At 71.2% G+C, this 15,977-nt stretch carries 16 protein-coding genes and 1 pseudogene; 5 read left to right on the forward strand and 12 right to left on the reverse strand.

What is annotated here, in order from left to right; genetic code table 11:
• Positions 1–162: 162 nt before the first annotated feature.
• The 7 genes from ACT3T9_RS14510 to ACT3T9_RS14540 all read right to left on the reverse strand — a co-directional run bounded on the left by ACT3T9_RS14510 (position 163) and on the right by ACT3T9_RS14540 (position 5,182).
• Positions 163–1,050 carry an SseB family protein gene (locus tag ACT3T9_RS14510; RefSeq protein WP_442332017.1) on the reverse strand — a complete coding sequence of 296 codons (888 nt, stop codon included), beginning with the start codon at positions 1,048–1,050 and terminating at the stop codon, positions 163–165.
• Positions 1,047–1,781, reverse strand: a complete 735-nt coding sequence (gene priA / locus ACT3T9_RS14515; RefSeq protein ID WP_441444320.1) for a bifunctional 1-(5-phosphoribosyl)-5-((5-phosphoribosylamino)methylideneamino)imidazole-4-carboxamide isomerase/phosphoribosylanthranilate isomerase PriA — start codon at positions 1,779–1,781, stop codon at positions 1,047–1,049. The genes ACT3T9_RS14510 and priA overlap by 4 nt, the downstream gene beginning before the upstream one ends.
• A gap of 153 nt (positions 1,782–1,934) precedes the next feature.
• Positions 1,935–2,093, reverse strand: a complete 159-nt coding sequence (locus tag ACT3T9_RS14520; RefSeq protein WP_441444319.1) for a hypothetical protein — start codon at positions 2,091–2,093, stop codon at positions 1,935–1,937.
• Positions 2,090–2,785, reverse strand: a complete 696-nt coding sequence (hisH, locus tag ACT3T9_RS14525; RefSeq protein ID WP_441444318.1) for an imidazole glycerol phosphate synthase subunit HisH — start codon at positions 2,783–2,785, stop codon at positions 2,090–2,092. Before hisH ends, ACT3T9_RS14520 begins: the two co-directional genes overlap by 4 nt.
• Positions 2,782–3,414 carry a hypothetical protein gene (locus ACT3T9_RS14530; protein WP_442332018.1) on the reverse strand — a complete coding sequence of 211 codons (633 nt, stop codon included), beginning with the start codon at positions 3,412–3,414 and terminating at the stop codon, positions 2,782–2,784. Before ACT3T9_RS14530 ends, hisH begins: the two co-directional genes overlap by 4 nt.
• Complete coding sequence (gene hisB, locus ACT3T9_RS14535) at positions 3,414–4,052, reverse strand: imidazoleglycerol-phosphate dehydratase HisB (RefSeq protein WP_441444316.1); 639 nt, start codon at positions 4,050–4,052, stop codon at positions 3,414–3,416. Before hisB ends, ACT3T9_RS14530 begins: the two co-directional genes overlap by 1 nt.
• On the reverse strand, positions 4,049–5,182 hold the full coding sequence (locus tag ACT3T9_RS14540; protein WP_441444315.1) for a histidinol-phosphate transaminase: 1,134 nt from the start codon (positions 5,180–5,182) through the stop codon (positions 4,049–4,051). The genes hisB and ACT3T9_RS14540 overlap by 4 nt, the downstream gene beginning before the upstream one ends.
• A 207-nt stretch (positions 5,183–5,389) precedes the next feature.
• Here ACT3T9_RS14540 and ACT3T9_RS14545 point away from each other — a divergent pair, with 207 nt between their 5' ends.
• On the forward strand, positions 5,390–5,782 hold the full coding sequence (locus ACT3T9_RS14545; protein ID WP_441444314.1) for a DUF3054 domain-containing protein: 393 nt from the start codon (positions 5,390–5,392) through the stop codon (positions 5,780–5,782).
• A 99-nt stretch (positions 5,783–5,881) separates the two neighbouring features.
• Here the strand turns inward: ACT3T9_RS14545 and hisD are convergent, their stop codons facing one another.
• Positions 5,882–7,219 (reverse strand): histidinol dehydrogenase, encoded by a 1,338-nt coding sequence (gene hisD, locus ACT3T9_RS14550; RefSeq protein WP_444601367.1) that lies wholly within the window; start codon positions 7,217–7,219, stop codon positions 5,882–5,884.
• A gap of 102 nt (positions 7,220–7,321) precedes the next feature.
• On the opposite strand from hisD, the gene zupT reads away from it, so the two are divergent.
• The 4 genes and pseudogenes from zupT to ACT3T9_RS14570 all read left to right on the forward strand — a co-directional run bounded on the left by zupT (position 7,322) and on the right by ACT3T9_RS14570 (position 12,914).
• Entirely contained in the window at positions 7,322–8,149 is an 828-nt protein-coding gene (gene zupT, locus ACT3T9_RS14555) for a zinc transporter ZupT (RefSeq protein ID WP_444606872.1), read from the forward strand.
• A gap of 176 nt (positions 8,150–8,325) precedes the next feature.
• Positions 8,326–9,540, forward strand: a complete 1,215-nt coding sequence (locus ACT3T9_RS14560) for a hypothetical protein (RefSeq protein WP_444606873.1) — start codon at positions 8,326–8,328, stop codon at positions 9,538–9,540.
• Positions 9,541–9,683: 143 nt separating this feature from the next.
• On the forward strand, positions 9,684–11,912 hold the full coding sequence (locus tag ACT3T9_RS14565) for an NADP-dependent isocitrate dehydrogenase (RefSeq protein ID WP_441444310.1): 2,229 nt from the start codon (positions 9,684–9,686) through the stop codon (positions 11,910–11,912).
• A 285-nt stretch (positions 11,913–12,197) separates the two neighbouring features.
• Positions 12,198–12,914 (forward strand): annotated as a pseudogene (locus ACT3T9_RS14570) (alpha/beta fold hydrolase).
• Positions 12,915–13,051: 137 nt separating this feature from the next.
• On the opposite strand, the gene ACT3T9_RS14575 reads toward ACT3T9_RS14570, so the two are convergent.
• The 4 genes from ACT3T9_RS14575 to ACT3T9_RS14590 form a co-directional block, all read right to left on the reverse strand.
• The gene (locus tag ACT3T9_RS14575) at positions 13,052–13,876 is read right to left on the reverse strand and encodes a sulfite exporter TauE/SafE family protein (protein WP_444606874.1); all 825 of its coding nucleotides are present in this window, start codon (positions 13,874–13,876) and stop codon (positions 13,052–13,054) included.
• 79 nt (positions 13,877–13,955) lie between these two features.
• Complete coding sequence (locus ACT3T9_RS14580; RefSeq protein ID WP_444599635.1) at positions 13,956–14,336, reverse strand: DUF488 domain-containing protein; 381 nt, start codon at positions 14,334–14,336, stop codon at positions 13,956–13,958.
• 120 nt (positions 14,337–14,456) lie between these two features.
• A complete protein-coding gene (gene tpx, locus ACT3T9_RS14585) occupies positions 14,457–14,954 on the reverse strand; it encodes a thiol peroxidase (protein WP_444606875.1) in 498 nt (165 codons plus the stop codon).
• Positions 14,955–15,041: 87 nt separating this feature from the next.
• Positions 15,042–15,938 carry a polyphosphate kinase 2 family protein gene (locus ACT3T9_RS14590; RefSeq protein ID WP_444606876.1) on the reverse strand — a complete coding sequence of 299 codons (897 nt, stop codon included), beginning with the start codon at positions 15,936–15,938 and terminating at the stop codon, positions 15,042–15,044.
• Between the last annotated feature and the right edge of the window lie 39 nt (positions 15,939–15,977).

The raw sequence follows: 15,977 nt of genomic DNA on the forward strand, positions 1-15,977 counted from the left end.
GCGTCGTGCCTGGAACGCGAAGAGTTGCAAGGGGTTCCCGGGAGCTGCGGGGGCCCGGGCCCCTGGGGTTTCTGGGAGCCCCGCTGGGCCCGGGGAGTTCCTAGAAGCCCGCACGGCCCGGGGAGACCCTAGGAGTCTGCAGGGCTCGAGGAGACCCTGGGGTCAGGAGCCGAGGACGAGGCGGAGCGAGCTGATCCGCTCGGCGACCAGCTGCTCGGCGCCGAGGCGTGCCGTGACCTCATCGACTGCCTGACGCACCGCGGGCGCGGTGAGCCCGGGCCGCAGTCGGAGCTGGAGATCCACCTCGGCCCGTTCCCCGGCCCGCGCGGTCAATGCGAGCACCTCGTCAGAGGAGTCGGAGGCAACCCTGTCCAGCACCTCGGCCAGCTCGGGATCCTGGTGCGGAGGGATCCACTCCCTCCCCTGGGCCAGCGCCCACAGCACCGAGCGCGGCAGCAGCACCGGTCCGCCCTCCGCCGCCGGCGTCGCGGGGTCGAGGAGCAGGGCCGTGCAGCCCTCCTGCACCGCTGCCTGCGCAGCCTGCGGGGCGATGACCGGCACCGGCCTGGCGTCGGAGCGCCAGGCGGCGAGGGCCGCCACCGAGGTGAACAGCGGCAGCACCGTCGTGCCGTCGGGCGCCGTGATCGAGACCATCGCCATGTCGGCGCCGTTGTCACCGGTGAGCCCGTGGACCGTGGTCCCGGTCTCGGTGGCGACCGCCATGATCGGCACCAGCACCCGGGCTGCGGCGAGGGCGGAGACCAGCCCCTGCCGGTGGGGATCCTGGCCGGCCCGATGCGCGGCGAGGGCCGCGGTCACTGCCGCGGGTGCGCTGCCGTCATCTGCGGGAAAGGGGCTGACCGTGTAGTCCCGTCCCTCCCAGGAGACTCCGGCGGTGTCCGTCAGCGGGGACTTCTCGCGGAAATGGGCGGGCAGCGTCCGGTGGATCTGCTCGGTGCGGTCGGCAGGCTCCGCCGACGCATCGGGCAGGGCCCCTTCCGGGGCCCCGGCCGGGGACCCTGAACGGTCGTGATCCTGCGCCGGGCTCATGGGCGGCCCGCGACGTCGAGCGCCTCGCCCATCGTGAACGCCTGCGCGTACAGGGCCTTGCCGACGATCGCGCCCTCGACGCCGGCCGAGACCAGCTCGCGCAGGGCGCGCAGGTCGTCGAGGGAGGAGATCCCGCCCGAGGCGACCACCTTCGCCTCCGTGCGCGAGCACACTTCGGCCAGCAGCTCGAGGTTGGGTCCGCGCAAGGTGCCGTCCTTGGTGACGTCGGTGACGACGTAGCGCTGGCAGCCGGCCTCGTCGAGCCGCTCGAGGGTCTCCCAGAGGTCGCCGCCGTCGCGGGTCCAGCCGCGGGCCGCCAGAGTGGTGCCGCGCACGTCGAGGCCGACGGCGATGCGGTCGCCGTGCTCGGCGAGGATCTCTGCGGTCCACTCCGGGTTCTCGAGCGCAGCGGTGCCGAGGTTGACGCGGCGGCAGCCGGTGGCGAGCGCCGCGGCGAGCGACTCGTCATCGCGGATCCCGCCGGAGAGCTCGACGTTCATGTCGACGGCTGCGACCACCTCGGCGAGCAGTGCGGCATTGGTGCCGCGGCCGAAGGCGGCGTCGAGGTCCACCAGGTGCAGCCAGCTCGCGCCGCCCTCCTGGAAGGTCAGTGCCGCGTCCAGCGGGGCACCGTAGGCGGTCTCGGTTCCGGCCTCGCCCTGGACGAGCCGGACGGCCTGGCCGTCCTGGACGTCGACGGCGGGGAGCAGCTCGAGCACGGGAGCGGTCATGGGGTGTCTCCTGGAAGCGGTGGTCGGGCGACGGCCCGGACGGTGGTGAAGTGGTCTCAGAAAAAAACGATCTCAGGGGAAGTGATCTCGGAGGAAGTGATCCCAGAGAAAGGGTTGGCGCAGGTGCAGCGGAGCCGGATGAGGGTCTCCGGCTCAACCGGTCTGGATGCGCCAGATGGAGATGCCGAAGCAGATCAGTCCGAGCAGCAGCAGGCCGACGCTCGACCACCAAGGCTTCTTCGAGCGGTAGAACGACCAGGCGCCGCCGAGCAGCATGCCGCCGGCGAACAGGGTCAGGAACGCGACCATCATGAGACGGTCTCCCTCTCGTAGCGCGGGAGGGTGCGGAGCCAGTTGGCCAGCAGCTTCGCTCCGGCATCGCCGGACTTCTCCGGGTGGAACTGGGTGGCGGTGAGCGCACCGTTCTCGACGGCGGCGATGAAGCGGTCGCCCCCGTGCTCGGACCAGCTCACCTTGGGTGCGGCGAGCGAGCCGATCTGCTCCATCTCCCAGCGCCGCGCGGCGTAGGAGTGCACGAAGTAGAAGCGCTCCTCGGTGATGTCCTCGAAGAGGGCGGTGCCCTCGGCGGCATCGACGGTGTTCCAGCCCATATGGGGCACGACCGCCGCCTCCAGGCGGGTCACCTCTCCGGGCCACTGTCCCAGCCCGCGGGTGCGTTCACCGTGCTCGGCGCCGGTCTCGAACATGACCTGCAGACCCACGCAGATGCCCAGGACCGGGCGGCCCCCGGCGAGGCGCCGCTCGATGATGCGGTCCCCTCCGACGGCCTTGATCTGCTCGAGGGTGGCGGCGAAGGCGCCGACCCCGGGGACGACCAGTCCATCCGCGGTGAGCGCGCGGTCACGGTCCGCGGTCAGCTCGACCTCGGCTCCGGCCGCCTCGAGCGCACGAACCACGGAGCGCACATTGCCGGAGCCATGATCGAGCACCACCACATGGGCTGCGGGGACCGGGGCGGCGCTGGGGGCGGTCTCTTCCGTCACTTGCGCTTCTTCCCGGAGGCGATCCAAGCGAGCGCCTCGGAGCGGCTCAGGGCGGACGGGTCCAGCCCCTCCCCCAGCTCCTCGAGGGTGGTCGCGCCCAGCAGCAGCTCCTCGACGAGGTCGTCGACCGCACCGAGCACGATCGCGGGCGAGATGTCCTCGCCCCGCTCGCCGTTCTTGTACCGGGTCGCCGTCATGCGGTCACCGCGGCGCCAGAACAGCACGATCCCGTTGCGCTGCAGGGCGGTCGAGGCGATCGCGGCGAGATCATGAGCGGCGGCCTCGGCGAGCGGACCGATCGCGATCGCGCCGGTGCTGCTGTCGTGGGTGCGGGTCCCGACGGGGATGTCGATCCCGTCGGTGCGGGCCTCCCGGCCCAGCCGCACCACGCCTGCCAGCGCCTTCGCGGAGGCGACGGAGGTCGCGATCACCGCGACGCTGGGCACCTCTTCCTCGCCCGTGGTGTCGGTGAGCACGTCCTCGACGGTCAGCGGGGCATCGTCCTCGAGGGAGATGCCTTCCATGAGGCGTGCGAACTCCGCGTCGATGTCATCGGCGGGACGGCCGGATCCCTCCGGCTGCTCTCCGGGACGGTCCTGACGCGGATCCTCGGGATCGACGGCGCTCATCACAGTGCTCCCTTGGTGGAGGGGACGTCCAGGACGCGGTCGTCGTACGCGCACGCAGCACGGAGCGCGCGGGCGAGGGCCTTGAACTGGGCTTCGACGATGTGGTGGGGATCGCGGCCCTCGATCAGCCGGATGTGCAGGCAGATCGCGGCGTGGTGGGCGAGGGACTCGAAGACGTGCCGGGTCAGCGAGCCGGTGAAGTGGCCCCCGATGAGGTGCGTGGCCTGGGCCTCGCTCTCCCCCGAGTGCACGCAGTAGGGCCGGCCGGAGAGGTCCACGACAGCCTGGGCGAGGGACTCGTCCAGCGGGACCAGCGCGTCGCCGAAGCGCGCGATGCCCCGCTTGTCGCCGAGGGCCTCGCGCAGCGCCTGGCCGAGCACGATCGCGGTGTCCTCCACGGTGTGGTGGGCGTCGATGTGCGTGTCACCGGTCGCCTTGACCGTGAGGTCGAAGCGGGCATGGGTGGCGAGCGCCGTGAGCATGTGGTCGAAGAAGGGCACCGTGGTGGAGACATCGACCTGGCCGGTGCCGTCGATGTCGAGGGTGAGCTCGATCGAGGACTCGCGGGTGGTGCGGCTGAGGGTCGCGGTGCGCGACGGGCGGGCGGCGGCGCTGGGCGTGTTGGGCGTGCTGGTCATCGGGGGTCGGCCTCCTCGAGGGCGGTACGGAATGCGGCGTTGTTCTCGGGCGTGCCGATCGACACGCGCAGCCAGCCGGCGGGGCCGACGGCTCGGATGAGGACTCCGCGCGCGAGGAGCGCCTCGAACACGGAGTCACGGTCGGAGAAGCTGCGGAACAGGATGAAGTTCGCGTCGGACGGTGCCACCTCGTGGCCGCGCGAGGCAAGGTGCTCGGCGAGCGCATCACGCTCGGTGCGCAGCAGCGCGACCTTGCCCAGCAGCTCCTCACGGTGAGCGAGGGCGGTGCGGGCGACCGCCTGGGTGACGGCGGAGAGGTGGTAGGGCAGGCGCACCACTCGCACGGTGTCCACGATCGCGGGATCGGCGATCAGGTAGCCGAGCCGGGCGCCGGCGAGTGCGAAGGCCTTGGACATGGTGCGGGCCACCACCAGGTTCTGGTGCCGCCCCAGCAGCGTGAGCGCGCTGGGGACGCCGTCCCGGCGGAACTCCCCGTAGGCCTCGTCGACCACCAGCAGGCCCCGGGTCGCTGCGAGCGCGGTCGCCGCCGCCTCGACGACGTCGAGATCGAGCGCGGTGCCGGTGGGGTTGTTCGGGCTGGTGAGTACCACGATGCTGGGCCGGTGCGCGGCGATCGCCGCGGTGACCGCCTCCGCGGTGAGGGTGAAGTCGGGGGCGGGGCCGCGCTCGGCGGTGACCCAGTCGGTGTAGGTGTCCCGCGCGTACTCGGGGTACATCGAGTAGTGCGGGGTGAAGCCCAGCGCGGTGCGGCCGGGGCCGCCGTAGGCCAGCAGCAGCTGGTGCATGATCTCGTTCGACCCGTTGGCGGCCCAGACGGCGTGGGCGTCCGGCGCGGGGATCCCGGATTCTGCGGCGAGATAGGCACCGAGGTCGGCGCGCAGGTCCAGCGCCTCCCGATCCGGATACCTGTTCAGGCCCACGGCGGCCTCCGCCGCGGCGCGGCCGATCGCGGCGGCGAGCTCCGGCGAGGGGCCGTAGGGGTTCTCGTTGACGTTCAGCGCATGCGCGACCTCGAGCTGGGGAGCGCCGTACGGGGCGGCTCCCGCGATGCCGTCCCGCGGGGCGGGCAGCACGGAGCTGTCGAGGGTCGGAGCAGGGTTCACGGACATGGCCTCCATGGTAGTTCGCACCGGCTGCTGGCGACCGTGTCGTCCGCTCGCTGAGGTGTCCCATGCCGACGACAGGCGCTGCAGGTGCCCGGCGGCATGTATGACGCCGTTCCCCGCGGGCATGGCGGCATTCCCTGCGGCGTGGCGCCCTTCACAGAGCGGGCGGCGACGACGGGCGCCTCCGGGGTCCGTCAGTATCCTGGGGCGATGTTCCGTTCCCTGGGTGCCCTGGTCGGCGACCTGCTGGTCGTCCTGCTCTTCGTCGCGATCGGCTTCGTGCAGCACGGCACGCCGCTGACCACACAGAACCTCTTCCTGGTGGGCTGGCCGTTCGCCCTCGGAGTGCTGCTGGGCCATCTCGCGATCCGGGCCTGGCGCGCGCCCTTCCGGATCTGGCCGCATGGGGTGTTCGTGTGGGGCATCACGCTCGCGACCACGATGGCGCTGCGCACCCTGTTCACCGCTGGGACCGAGGTGTCCTTCATCATCGTCACCGCCGTGGTGACCGGCGTGCTGATGCTCGGCTGGCGTGCGGTGGCGCTGTACGTCACCCGCCACGAGCGCACTCCGCAGCCGGTCGAACTCACCTCCGGACGCTGATCACCGGGGTGATGCCCCGGCCCTCAACGGGCCTCGACGTCGTCAGGGTGGTCTCGTCAGGGTGGTCACCGGCACTGCCGGCAGCTCCGCCGCGGGGAGTCAGTCCGCGAAGCGGATGTCGATCGCCGCGCCGTGAGCCGGCAGCCCTTCCGCATCGGCGAGCGTGGTCGCCGCCGTGCGGGCACCCTTGAGAGCGTCGCGGTCGTAGTGGACCACGTGGATGCCGCGCAGGAAGGTCTGCACGCCCAACCCGCCGGTGAAGCGTGAGGTGCCGCCGGTGGGGAGCACGTGATTGGACCCGGCGGCGTAGTCGCCGAGGCTCACCGGGCTATGGGGTCCGACGAAGACCGCACCGGCGTTGGTGACCCGGGCGGCGACGGCGGCGGCATCGGCGGTCTGGATCTCGAGGTGCTCAGCACCGTAGGCGTCGACCACCGCCAGCCCCTGCTCGAGGTCGTCGACGAGCACCACACCGCTCTGCTCACCACGCAGCGCCTCCTCGATGCGCGCCTGATGCGCGGCGGCGGGAACCTGGATCGCGAGCGCGGCCTCGACCGCGTGGGCCAGCTCGGCGGAGTCCGTGACCAGCACGCTCGCGGCCAACGGGTCATGTTCGGCCTGGGAGATGAGATCCGCCGCGACGAAGGCGGGGTCGGCATCGGCGTCGGCGAGGATCGCGATCTCCGTCGGCCCGGCCTCGGCGTCGATCCCGACCTGCCCGCGCACCAGGCGCTTGGCGGCTGCGACATAGACGTTGCCGGGACCGGTGACGAGATCCACGGCCTCCAGGCCACGGCCGTCACCCAGATCCTCGGCACCGTGCGCGAGCAGCGCGATCGCCTGGGCGCCGCCGACGGCGAGCACCTCGGTGACCCCCAGCAACGCGCAGGCCGCAAGGATCGTCGGGTGCGGGAGGCCGCCGAACTCCTTCTGGGGCGGCGAGGCGAGCACGATCTGCTCCACTCCGGCGATCTGCGCCGGCACCACGTTCATCACGACCGAGCTGGGCAGCACGGCTCGCCCGCCGGGCACGTACAGTCCGACTCGGCGCACCGGCACCCAGCGCTGGGTCACGATGCCCCCGGGCACCACCTGGACCGTCTCGTCGGGCCTGGACTGCGCAGAATCGACGGCACGCACCCGGGCCGCGGATTCCTCCAGAGCGGCGCGGATCTCCGGAGTGAGCTCGGTGAGCGCGCGCTCCAGCTCCTCCTTGGGGACCCGCAGATGCTCCGGCCGCACCCCGTCGAAACGTTCGGAGGCATCGCGCACCGCGGCGGCACCCCGCGCGGCGACGTCCTCGACCACCGGGCGCACGGCCGCGACCGCGGACTCGACGTCCAGTTCGGCTCGCGGCAGCGCCGCGGTGAGCTCGGCCGCACTCAGGCGCCGCGCGCGGAGGTCGATCACGGAGAGGAACGGGGCGGGATCAGGCATGGCGTCAGTCTAGAAGGGCGGCGGGGACCGGGCATGTTCTGCCCATCCCACGGAAGGACCTCCCTCCCGGATCGACCCGGTCGCAGGGTTACAGTCGTCCTCGTGCTCGTCGCCTTTCTCCTCACTCTCGTCGCCGGTGGCGCCACCAGCATCGGTGCCGCCCTCGGAGTGCTGGGGCGCGGCACCAACGTGAAGGTCCTGGCCGGCGGTCTCGGGCTCTCCGCCGGGGTCATGCTCTACGTCTCCTTCATGGAGCTGCTGCCCGAGGGCATCCGGGTGCTCTCCGGGGGCGAGGCCGATGCCCGCGGCACCGCCTTCGCCGTGCTCGCCTTCTTCGTGGGCATCGCACTGATCGCCGTGCTCGACCGGCTGGTCCCCAGCGCGGTCAGCCCCCACGAGTTCGCGGGCCGGATGGACGGCAGCCACGGTGAGGACGAGCACCGCGCTCCGGACGAGCAGGCCGCCGATCTGGCCCTGCGCGCCCGCCTGCTGCGCACCGGCACCGTCACCGCCCTGGCCCTCGCGCTGCATAACGTGCCCGAGGGCTTCGCGACCTTCGTGGCCGCGCTGCAGGCGCCTGAGGTCGCGATCCCGGTGGTCGCCGCGATCGCGCTGCACAACATCCCCGAGGGTCTCGCCGTCGCGGTGCCGGTGCGTCGGGCCACCGGCTCCCGGAGCAAGGCCTTCTGGCTCGCATCCATGACCGGACTCGCCGAACCCGTCGGGGCGGTGCTCGGATTCCTCCTGCTCTCTCCCCTGCTCAGCGGGGATGCCATGGGAGCGATCCTGGCCGGCGTGGCCGGAGTCATGGTCTTCGTGTCCCTCGACGAGCTGCTGCCGGCGGCGGAGGAGACCGGCGAGCACCACACCGTGATCTATTCACTGGTGGCCGGCATGGCGGTCATGGCGGTGACGCTGCTGGTGCTGTGATCCGGGTCGGGGCTGTGATCCGGGTCGGGGCTGCGTTTCGGGTCGGGGCTGTCAATCAAGGCGCGCTCCGGTACGTTCTCCCCTGTACCGATGACGTGTACTGATGACGTGTACTGATGACGGCGTGCGGGCGCAGGGGCCCGAGGTGGAGGGTCGGGGGACCGGAAGGGGACACGATGGTCACGGCGGAGGGTCGGGGCGACACGGAGAAGAGTCGTCCTCTGCCGCGGCGCCGTAGGGCGAGTGCGCTCGCCACCGGGCTGCTGATCCTCTCGCTCGGCGCCTGCGATGCCCTCCCTGCGCTGCCCGGAAGCGGCCCCTCCACCCCGGATGCGCCGTCGACTGCCGCGGAGCCGATGGACCCCGAGCAGGTCATGAGCACCGCGAGCACGGCGACGGACCCGTCCTGGCTGTGCCGTCCCGGCGAGGAGGACAGCCCGCTGCCCGCCTCGACCGAGGGCGGGGTGCTGACCCCCGAATCGATGAGCACCGAGGGCAACGACCTCACGCTCACGGGACCGTTCCGCCACGCGGCGGACCACAGTTACACCGGCTTCGTCCCCGAGGGGGTGCTGCTGCCGGCCCATCCGGAGAACCGCGGCGTCCCCGCGCCGGGGTACGACGGCGAGCTGGGCGTCGAGGGCGCACCGGTCCCGCCGATGGTGGTGCGCGAACGCGTCGAGATCGCCGCAGCGGAGGGCGAGCCGGCCCCGTCGGCCGCCACCGCGCACCTCACGCTGGGCACCTGCGACGACGCGCCCCTGCCCGACGGCCAGTTCCTGCTGCGACTCAGCGGAGGCGGGATCGACGGGCCGGGCCGCGGGACGGACGACTCCGGCTGGAGGGCGAGCGAGGATGTGCTGGTCGACGTGGTGGGCGGCCGGCTGAAGGTCGTGCCCGGTGCGATCAGCGCCCCGACCGGTGAGGTTCCCGTGGATCTCTCGCAGTTGGCCTGCCGTGCGCCGCTGGAGGCGGTGGGCGACGGCGACGGCCTGACCGTCGATGTCGAGGATCCCACCACCAGCGTCTCGACCCTGGTCCCGGAGGACGAGCCGGGAACGGCCATCACCGCGAAGGTCACGGTCACGGCGCAGGAGCTCGGCACCCGCGCCCTGCTGCAGGGAGTTGTGGTGGTCGATCCCGCCACGGGCACGGTGGTGACCGGCGCCCGCAATGCGACGGACGTCGGCCTGCAGTGGATCGACGAAGACGGGGTGACCCGCGTCGATCGCGCCTGGGTCAGCCGCTCCACCTGCGGCCGCGGCGCCCTCTCCCCCGGCTCCTACCGGGCGCATGGCTTCGCGGTCACGGTCGATGCGGAGGGTGCGACCCAGATCGTGCTCTCGGACCCCTGGGAGGTCGAGGTAGTCGACGAGGAGCCGGCCGCCTGAGACCCAGGTCCCGGAGCCGAGCGGACGAGCACCATCTCACGTACCGTGGAGGCATCCTGATCGATGGGGCGGGCCGAGCCCGTCGTCGATTAGTCTTGACGTCAAGACAAATGCCGCACCGACCCGAGGGAGCACCGCGACACATGGCGCGCATCATCTACACCCACACCGACGAGGCGCCGATGCTGGCGACCGCATCGTTCCTGCCGATCCTCGATGCCTTCTCGGACACGGCCGGGATCGACGTCACCACCCGTGACATCTCCCTGGCCGGCCGCATCGTCGCGGCCTTCTCCGACCTCCTGCCCGAGGACCAGCGCGAAGCGGATGCTCTCGCCGAGCTGGGCGAGCTGGCGAAGGCACCGGACGCCAACATCATCAAGCTGCCCAACATCTCCGCCTCGGTCCCGCAGCTGAAGGCCGCCGTCGCCGAGCTGCAGGCCCAGGGCATCTCCCTGCCCGACTTCCCCGAGTCCCCCTCCACCGACGAGGAGAAGGACGTTCGGGCCCGCTACGACTCCGTCATGGGCTCGGCCGTGAACCCGGTGCTGCGCGAGGGCAACTCCGACCGTCGTGCCCCCGCCGCGGTGAAGAACTTCGCCAAGGCGCACCCGCACCGCATGGGCGCCTGGAGCAAGGACTCGAAGACCTCCGTGGCCACGATGGGCCAGGACGACTTCCGGGCGAACGAGCAGTCCGTGGTGCTCGAGGCCGCAGACACCCTCTCGATCGTGCACATCGCAGCCGACGGCACCGAGACCGTGCTCAAGGCCTCCCTGCCGGTGCTCGCCGGTGAGGTCGTCGACTCCACCGTGATGCGCGTTGCGGCGCTCGAGGCCTTCCTGCGCGAGCAGGTCGCCACTGCGAAGGAGCAGGGTGTGCTGTTCTCCCTGCACCTGAAGGCGACCATGATGAAGGTCTCCGACCCGATCCTGTTCGGTCACGCCGTGCGCGCCTTCTTCCCGACCCTGTTCACCCAGTTCGGTGACCAGCTCGCTGCGGCCGGCCTGTCCCCCAACAACGGCCTGGGAGGAATCCTCGCCGGGGTCGAGGGCCTCGAGGAGACCGTTCGCGCGGGCGTCAAGGCCGCGATCGAGCAGGACCTGGCCGACGGCCCGGACCTCGCGATGGTGAACTCCCACAAGGGCATCACCAACCTCCACGTCCCCTCCGACGTGATCGTGGACGCGTCGATGCCGGCGATGATCCGTACCTCGGGCCACATGTGGAACAAGGACGACGCCGAGCAGGACACCCTCGCGGTGATCCCCGACTCCTCCTACGCGGGCGTCTTCCAGGCGACCATCGCGGACTGCCAGCAGAACGGCGCCTTCGACCCGACCACGATGGGCACCGTCCCCAACGTGGGCCTGATGGCGCAGAAGGCCGAGGAGTACGGCTCGCACGACAAGACCTTCGAGGTCGCGGCCGACGGCCGCATCGAGGTGCGGGACGCCTCCGGCGCCGCGCTCATGACCCAGGAGGTCGCGGCCGGCGACATCTTCCGGGCCTGCCAGGCCAAGGACGCCCCGATCCGCGACTGGGTCCAGCTCGCGGTGCGCCGCTCGCGCGAGTCGGGCATGCCCGCCTTGTTCTGGCTCGACGAGTCCCGCGCCCATGACCGCAACCTCATCGCCAAGGTCGAGAAGTATCTGGCGGAGGAGGACACCGAGGGTCTGGACATCCAGATCATGTCCCCCATCGAGGCCACCGAGCACACCCTGGCGCGGGTGCGCCGCGGCGAGGACACCATCTCGGTCACCGGCAACGTGCTGCGCGACTACCTCACCGACCTGTTCCCGATCATGGAGCTCGGCACCAGCGCCAAGATGCTCTCGGTCGTGCCGCTGATGAACGGCGGCGGCCTGTTCGAGACCGGCGCCGGCGGCTCCGCCCCGAAGCACGTCCAGCAGCTCATCGAGGAGGACTACCTGCGCTGGGACTCTCTCGGGGAGTTCCTGGCACTGGCCGAGTCGCTGCGCCACCTGGCTCGTACTGCCGGCAACGACCGCGCCCGCGTGCTCGCCGACGCCCTGGATCGCGCCACCGAGACACTGCTCAGCGAGGGCAAGTCCCCGCAGCGCAAGCTCGGCAGCATCGACAACCGTGGCAGCCACTTCTATCTGGCGATGTACTGGTCCCAGGAGCTGGCGCAGCAGAGCGAGGACGTCGAGCTGGCCACGGCGTTCGGTCCCATCGCGAAGAAGCTCACCGACAGTGAGCAGACCATCGCCGAGGAACTGCTCGCGGTGCAGGGCAAGCCCGCGGACATCGGCGGCTACTACCGCCCCGATGCCGAGAAGATCGCTGCGGTGATGCGCCCGTCGGCGACCTTCAACCGGATCCTCGAGGAGATCTCGGCGGCGCTCTGAGCCCGCTGGTTCCCTGAGCCCCGCAGACCAGACGCCGGTCCGGACCGCCCTGTGCGGACCGGGCCGGCGTCCGGCGTCTGCAGCCCGACCTGCGGCGAACCCTGCGACGCGATCCGCGATGCACCCTGCGGCGTGACCCGCAGCGCCGCTGCTGCCTGCGTACTCTGGGGCGCGCGGAGCAGCGTGCTCCACCCCGCCCGAGAAAGGCCTGCCGTGCCCGTCATCCCCTCCCCCGTCGATGGCATCGACTTGCGCTATGACGTGACCGGCTCCGGCCCGGCGCTCGTGCTGCTGCACGGCTCGGTGCTCTCCCGGGCGATCTGGCGGGGCCTCGGCTATCTCGCGCCGCTCGCCGCCGAGCACACCGTGATCCGGGTGGACATCCGCGGCCACGGACGCTCCGGGGCGCCGCACGACCCTGCCGTCTACACCCAGCAGGTGCTGGTGGCGGATCTGCTGGCAGTGCTCGACGCCGAGGAGAACTGACGCGCCGCGCTGATGGGCTATTCGCTGGGCGCTCGGATCGCGCTGAGTGCCGCACTCGCGCATCCGGGGCGGGTGACCCGCCTGGTGAGCCTCGGCGGCTCCGCCTCGGCGCAGCAGGGTCAGGTCGACTCCGTGTTCTTTCCCGGGGTGATCGAGGCTGTGCGGCAGGAGGGGATGGAGTCGTTCTGCATCGGTCAGGGCCTCAGCCCCGACGTCACCTCTCGGCGGGCCCGCGCGACACGTACCGCTTTCCTCGCGGCCGACCATCTCGCGGTCGCGGCACTGCTCAGCGCCACCGATGACACCCCGGGGGTGCCCGATGACGTGCTCGAGGAGTGCATGGTGCCGGCCCTGTGGGTGGCGGGGACCGAGGACCACCCGCGCTTCGAGGACTCCCAGCGGGCTGCCGCACTGATGCCGGACGCGGAGTTCGTGCCGCTGCCCGGGCGCGACCACGGCGGCACGCTGTTCCCCTCGGATGAGGTGCTCGCGCACGCCCTGCCGTTCCTGCGCTGAGAGTTCCTGCAGTGAGAGTTGGAGCTCCTGCTCCGCTCCCGGTCCGCCGGGCGATCGCGCTGTCCCGGGCCTCGCGCTGGTCCCCGGGCTCGCGCTAGTCCCCGGTGCTCGCGCTGGTCCCCGGGGGCTCGCGTTGGTCAGAGGACCTGGCGGAGCAGCGCCACCAGGGCGACGACGACGATGATGCCGCGCAGCAGCCACTCGGGCATCCGTTTGGCCAGGTGGGCACCGAAGTACCCGCCCAGCAGAGCCCCCACAGCGATGGCTGCGGTGGCGAGCCACAGGATCTCCACCCCGAGCACGAAGTGCGCGATGACGTAGACGGTTGCCGCGGCGAGGTTCACCACAAGGCTGAGCAGGTTCTTGATGCTGTTGACCGAACCCATCGGCCGGCCGGTGAAGATGCCGAGGATGCCCAGATAGAGCACCCCCTGCGCTGCGGTGAAGTAGCCGCCGTAGACCGACGCACCGCCCATCGCGGCGATCAGCCCCGGAGACCGATATGGGCTGCGCTGCTCGGCTGCCTCCGTTGCTGGCCCCTCGGCGACGGTCCGGCGGCGGGCCGACCGGCGATCCTGCCGATCGCGCAGGAACGCGGTGAGGCGCTTCTGGAAGATCACCATCGCCAGGGCGACGATGATCAGCACCGGCACCACGACGTCAAGCGCCTGTGCCGGGGAGATCAGCAGCAGGAGCGCTCCGAGGGTCGCGCACACCGCCGTGACGAGCAGCAGCGGCCGAAGGTTCCCCTTCTCCTGGGCGATCTCCCGGCGGTACCCGTAGGTGGAGCCGATGGTGGAGAACAGGATCCCGATGGTGTTGGTGCGCACGGCGACCCCGGGCGGGATGCCGAGGGCGAGGAGCACGGGGAGGGTCAGCAGGGAGCCCGAGCCGACTGCCGCGTTGATCGCACCGGCGAGGGTGCCCAGGGCGAGCAGGAGGATCAGCGAGAGGGGTTCCACGGGCGTCGACCCTACTGCGCACGGAGCCGCGGCGAGCGGACGTCCGCCCGGTGGCGCGCGCGCGGAGAGGCGCGGCGCGTCAGCGGGTCAGGTCCTCCAGCACCTCGTGCAGGACCTGGGCATGGTTGTGCTCGGTGTCCTTCGCGGCGAACAGGAGCACGATCCTCCGGGCCTCGGCCTCGTTCGCCCGGTCCAGCAGCGCCTGAGGAGCGTCGCTGGTCTCGAGCTCGTGGCGGTACCTGGCCGAGAACTCCTCGAAACCCAGCTCATCGCCGTGGAATGCCGTCCTCAGCTCGGAGCTGGGGGCGACGTCCTGGTCCCAGTCGTCGTGCGCGAGCCGCTCCTTCTTGATGCCTCGGGGCCACAGCCGATCCACCAGCACCCGGTATTCGTGAGCGGCGGAGCCCTCGTCGTCCAGCACGTCGTGAACGCGCTCCAGGGTGATCTCGGGGGTGCTCATGATCCGATCCTTCCTGTGGTGGAGCAGACAGGGCCCGGTCTGCGCCGAGGGCGAGCCGGGCCCTGAGGTCAGGGGGCGAGCAGCCGCTCACGCGGGCGCGGGCTGGTCGAAGGGGAGCGCTCAGGCGAGCGCGGCCTGCGCTGCCTCGTAGTCGGGCTCCTCGGAGACCTCGCCGACCTGCTCGGTGTAGAGGACGTTGCCGGTCTCGTCGGTGATGATCACCGCGCGGGAGAGCAGCCCGGCGAGCGGTCCATCGCTCATGGTCACGCCGAAGTCCTCACCGAAGGAGGAGCGGAAGGCGGAGCCGGTGACGACGTTCTCGATGCCCTCGGCGCCGCAGAAGCGGGCCTGGGCGAAGGGCAGGTCCTGGGAGACGCAGACGACCACGGTGTTCTCGAAGCCCGCAGCGAGCTCGTTGAACTTCCGCACGCTCATCGCGCAGGTGCCGGTGTCCACCGAGGGGAAGATGTTCAGGACCACGCGCTTGCCGGCGAGGTCGGCGCTCGAGACGGCACCGAGGTCCTGGCCGACGAGCTCGAAGGCCGGCAGGGCAGAACCCGTGGCCGGCCGCTCGCCGACGGTGCTGATGGGAGTGTTCTTGAAGGTGATGGAAGCCATGACTCCATCATCTTCTTCGGAGCTGAGCGGCACAAGCCGCTTCCTGGGAGCCGGCCTCGGCACAGCGCGAAGGCCGGGACCGCCAGGTCAGTCCATCGTCTCCCGCAGCCGCTCGGTCTGCTCCTCGACGTCGAAATCGGCGACGGGCCACTGCGGGTCGATGCCCTCGAGGGCGTTCAGCAGCAGCTGCTGGACTGCGATCCTGGCGTACCACTTGCGGTCGGCGGGGATCACGTTCCAGGGGGCCGCGACCGTCGAGGTCGCCCTCAGCGCCCGTGTGTACGCCTGCATGTAGTCATCCCAGTGCTGGCGCTCGTCGACATCACCCGGGTTGAACTTCCAGTGCTTGTCCGGGCGCTCGAGCCGTTCCATCAGCCGCTCCCCCTGCTCCTGACGGGAGATGTGCAGCATGACCTTCACGATCGTCGTCCCCGCCTCAGTGAGCTCCCGCTCGAAGGCGTTGATGGCGGTGTACCGCTCGCGGATCTCTTTCGCGTCGGCCCAGCCGTGCACGCGATGGATCAGCACATCCTCGTAGTGCGAGCGGTCGAAGACCCCGATCATCCCCGGAGCTGGGGTGCGCTTGCGGATCCTCCAGAGGAAGTCATGGCGCTTCTCCGCCGGGGTCGGGGCCTTGAAAGCGGCGATGTCCACGCCCTGCGGGTCCACGTTCCCCACCACATGGCGCATGATGCCGCCCTTGCCGGAGGTGTCCATCCCCTGGACGACCAGCAGCACGGAGCGGCCGCCCTCCTGACCATGGTGGGCCGCGTACAGGCGCTCCTGGAGCTCGTCGAGCTCGCCATCGCGGTCCGCGAGCACCTCCTTGCCGTCGTCCTTCTTCCCGTCGAAGCCGGGGGTGGCGCGGGGGTCGAGCTCGGTGACCTCGCCCTTCCACCCGGATTCGATCAGAAAGCCGGTGGGCGTCTGGTCACTGGGCGCTGACTGCTTCGGTGTCTTCGAGGTCTTGGGCTTCTTCGACATGAACGCAGGGTAGCCCGGGCGGCTCCCCGAGGTGGGGCT

It is taken from the genome of Brachybacterium sp. AOP29-B2-41 (assembly GCF_052378395.1).
In the GTDB taxonomy this organism is placed as follows: domain Bacteria; phylum Actinomycetota; class Actinomycetes; order Actinomycetales; family Dermabacteraceae; genus Brachybacterium.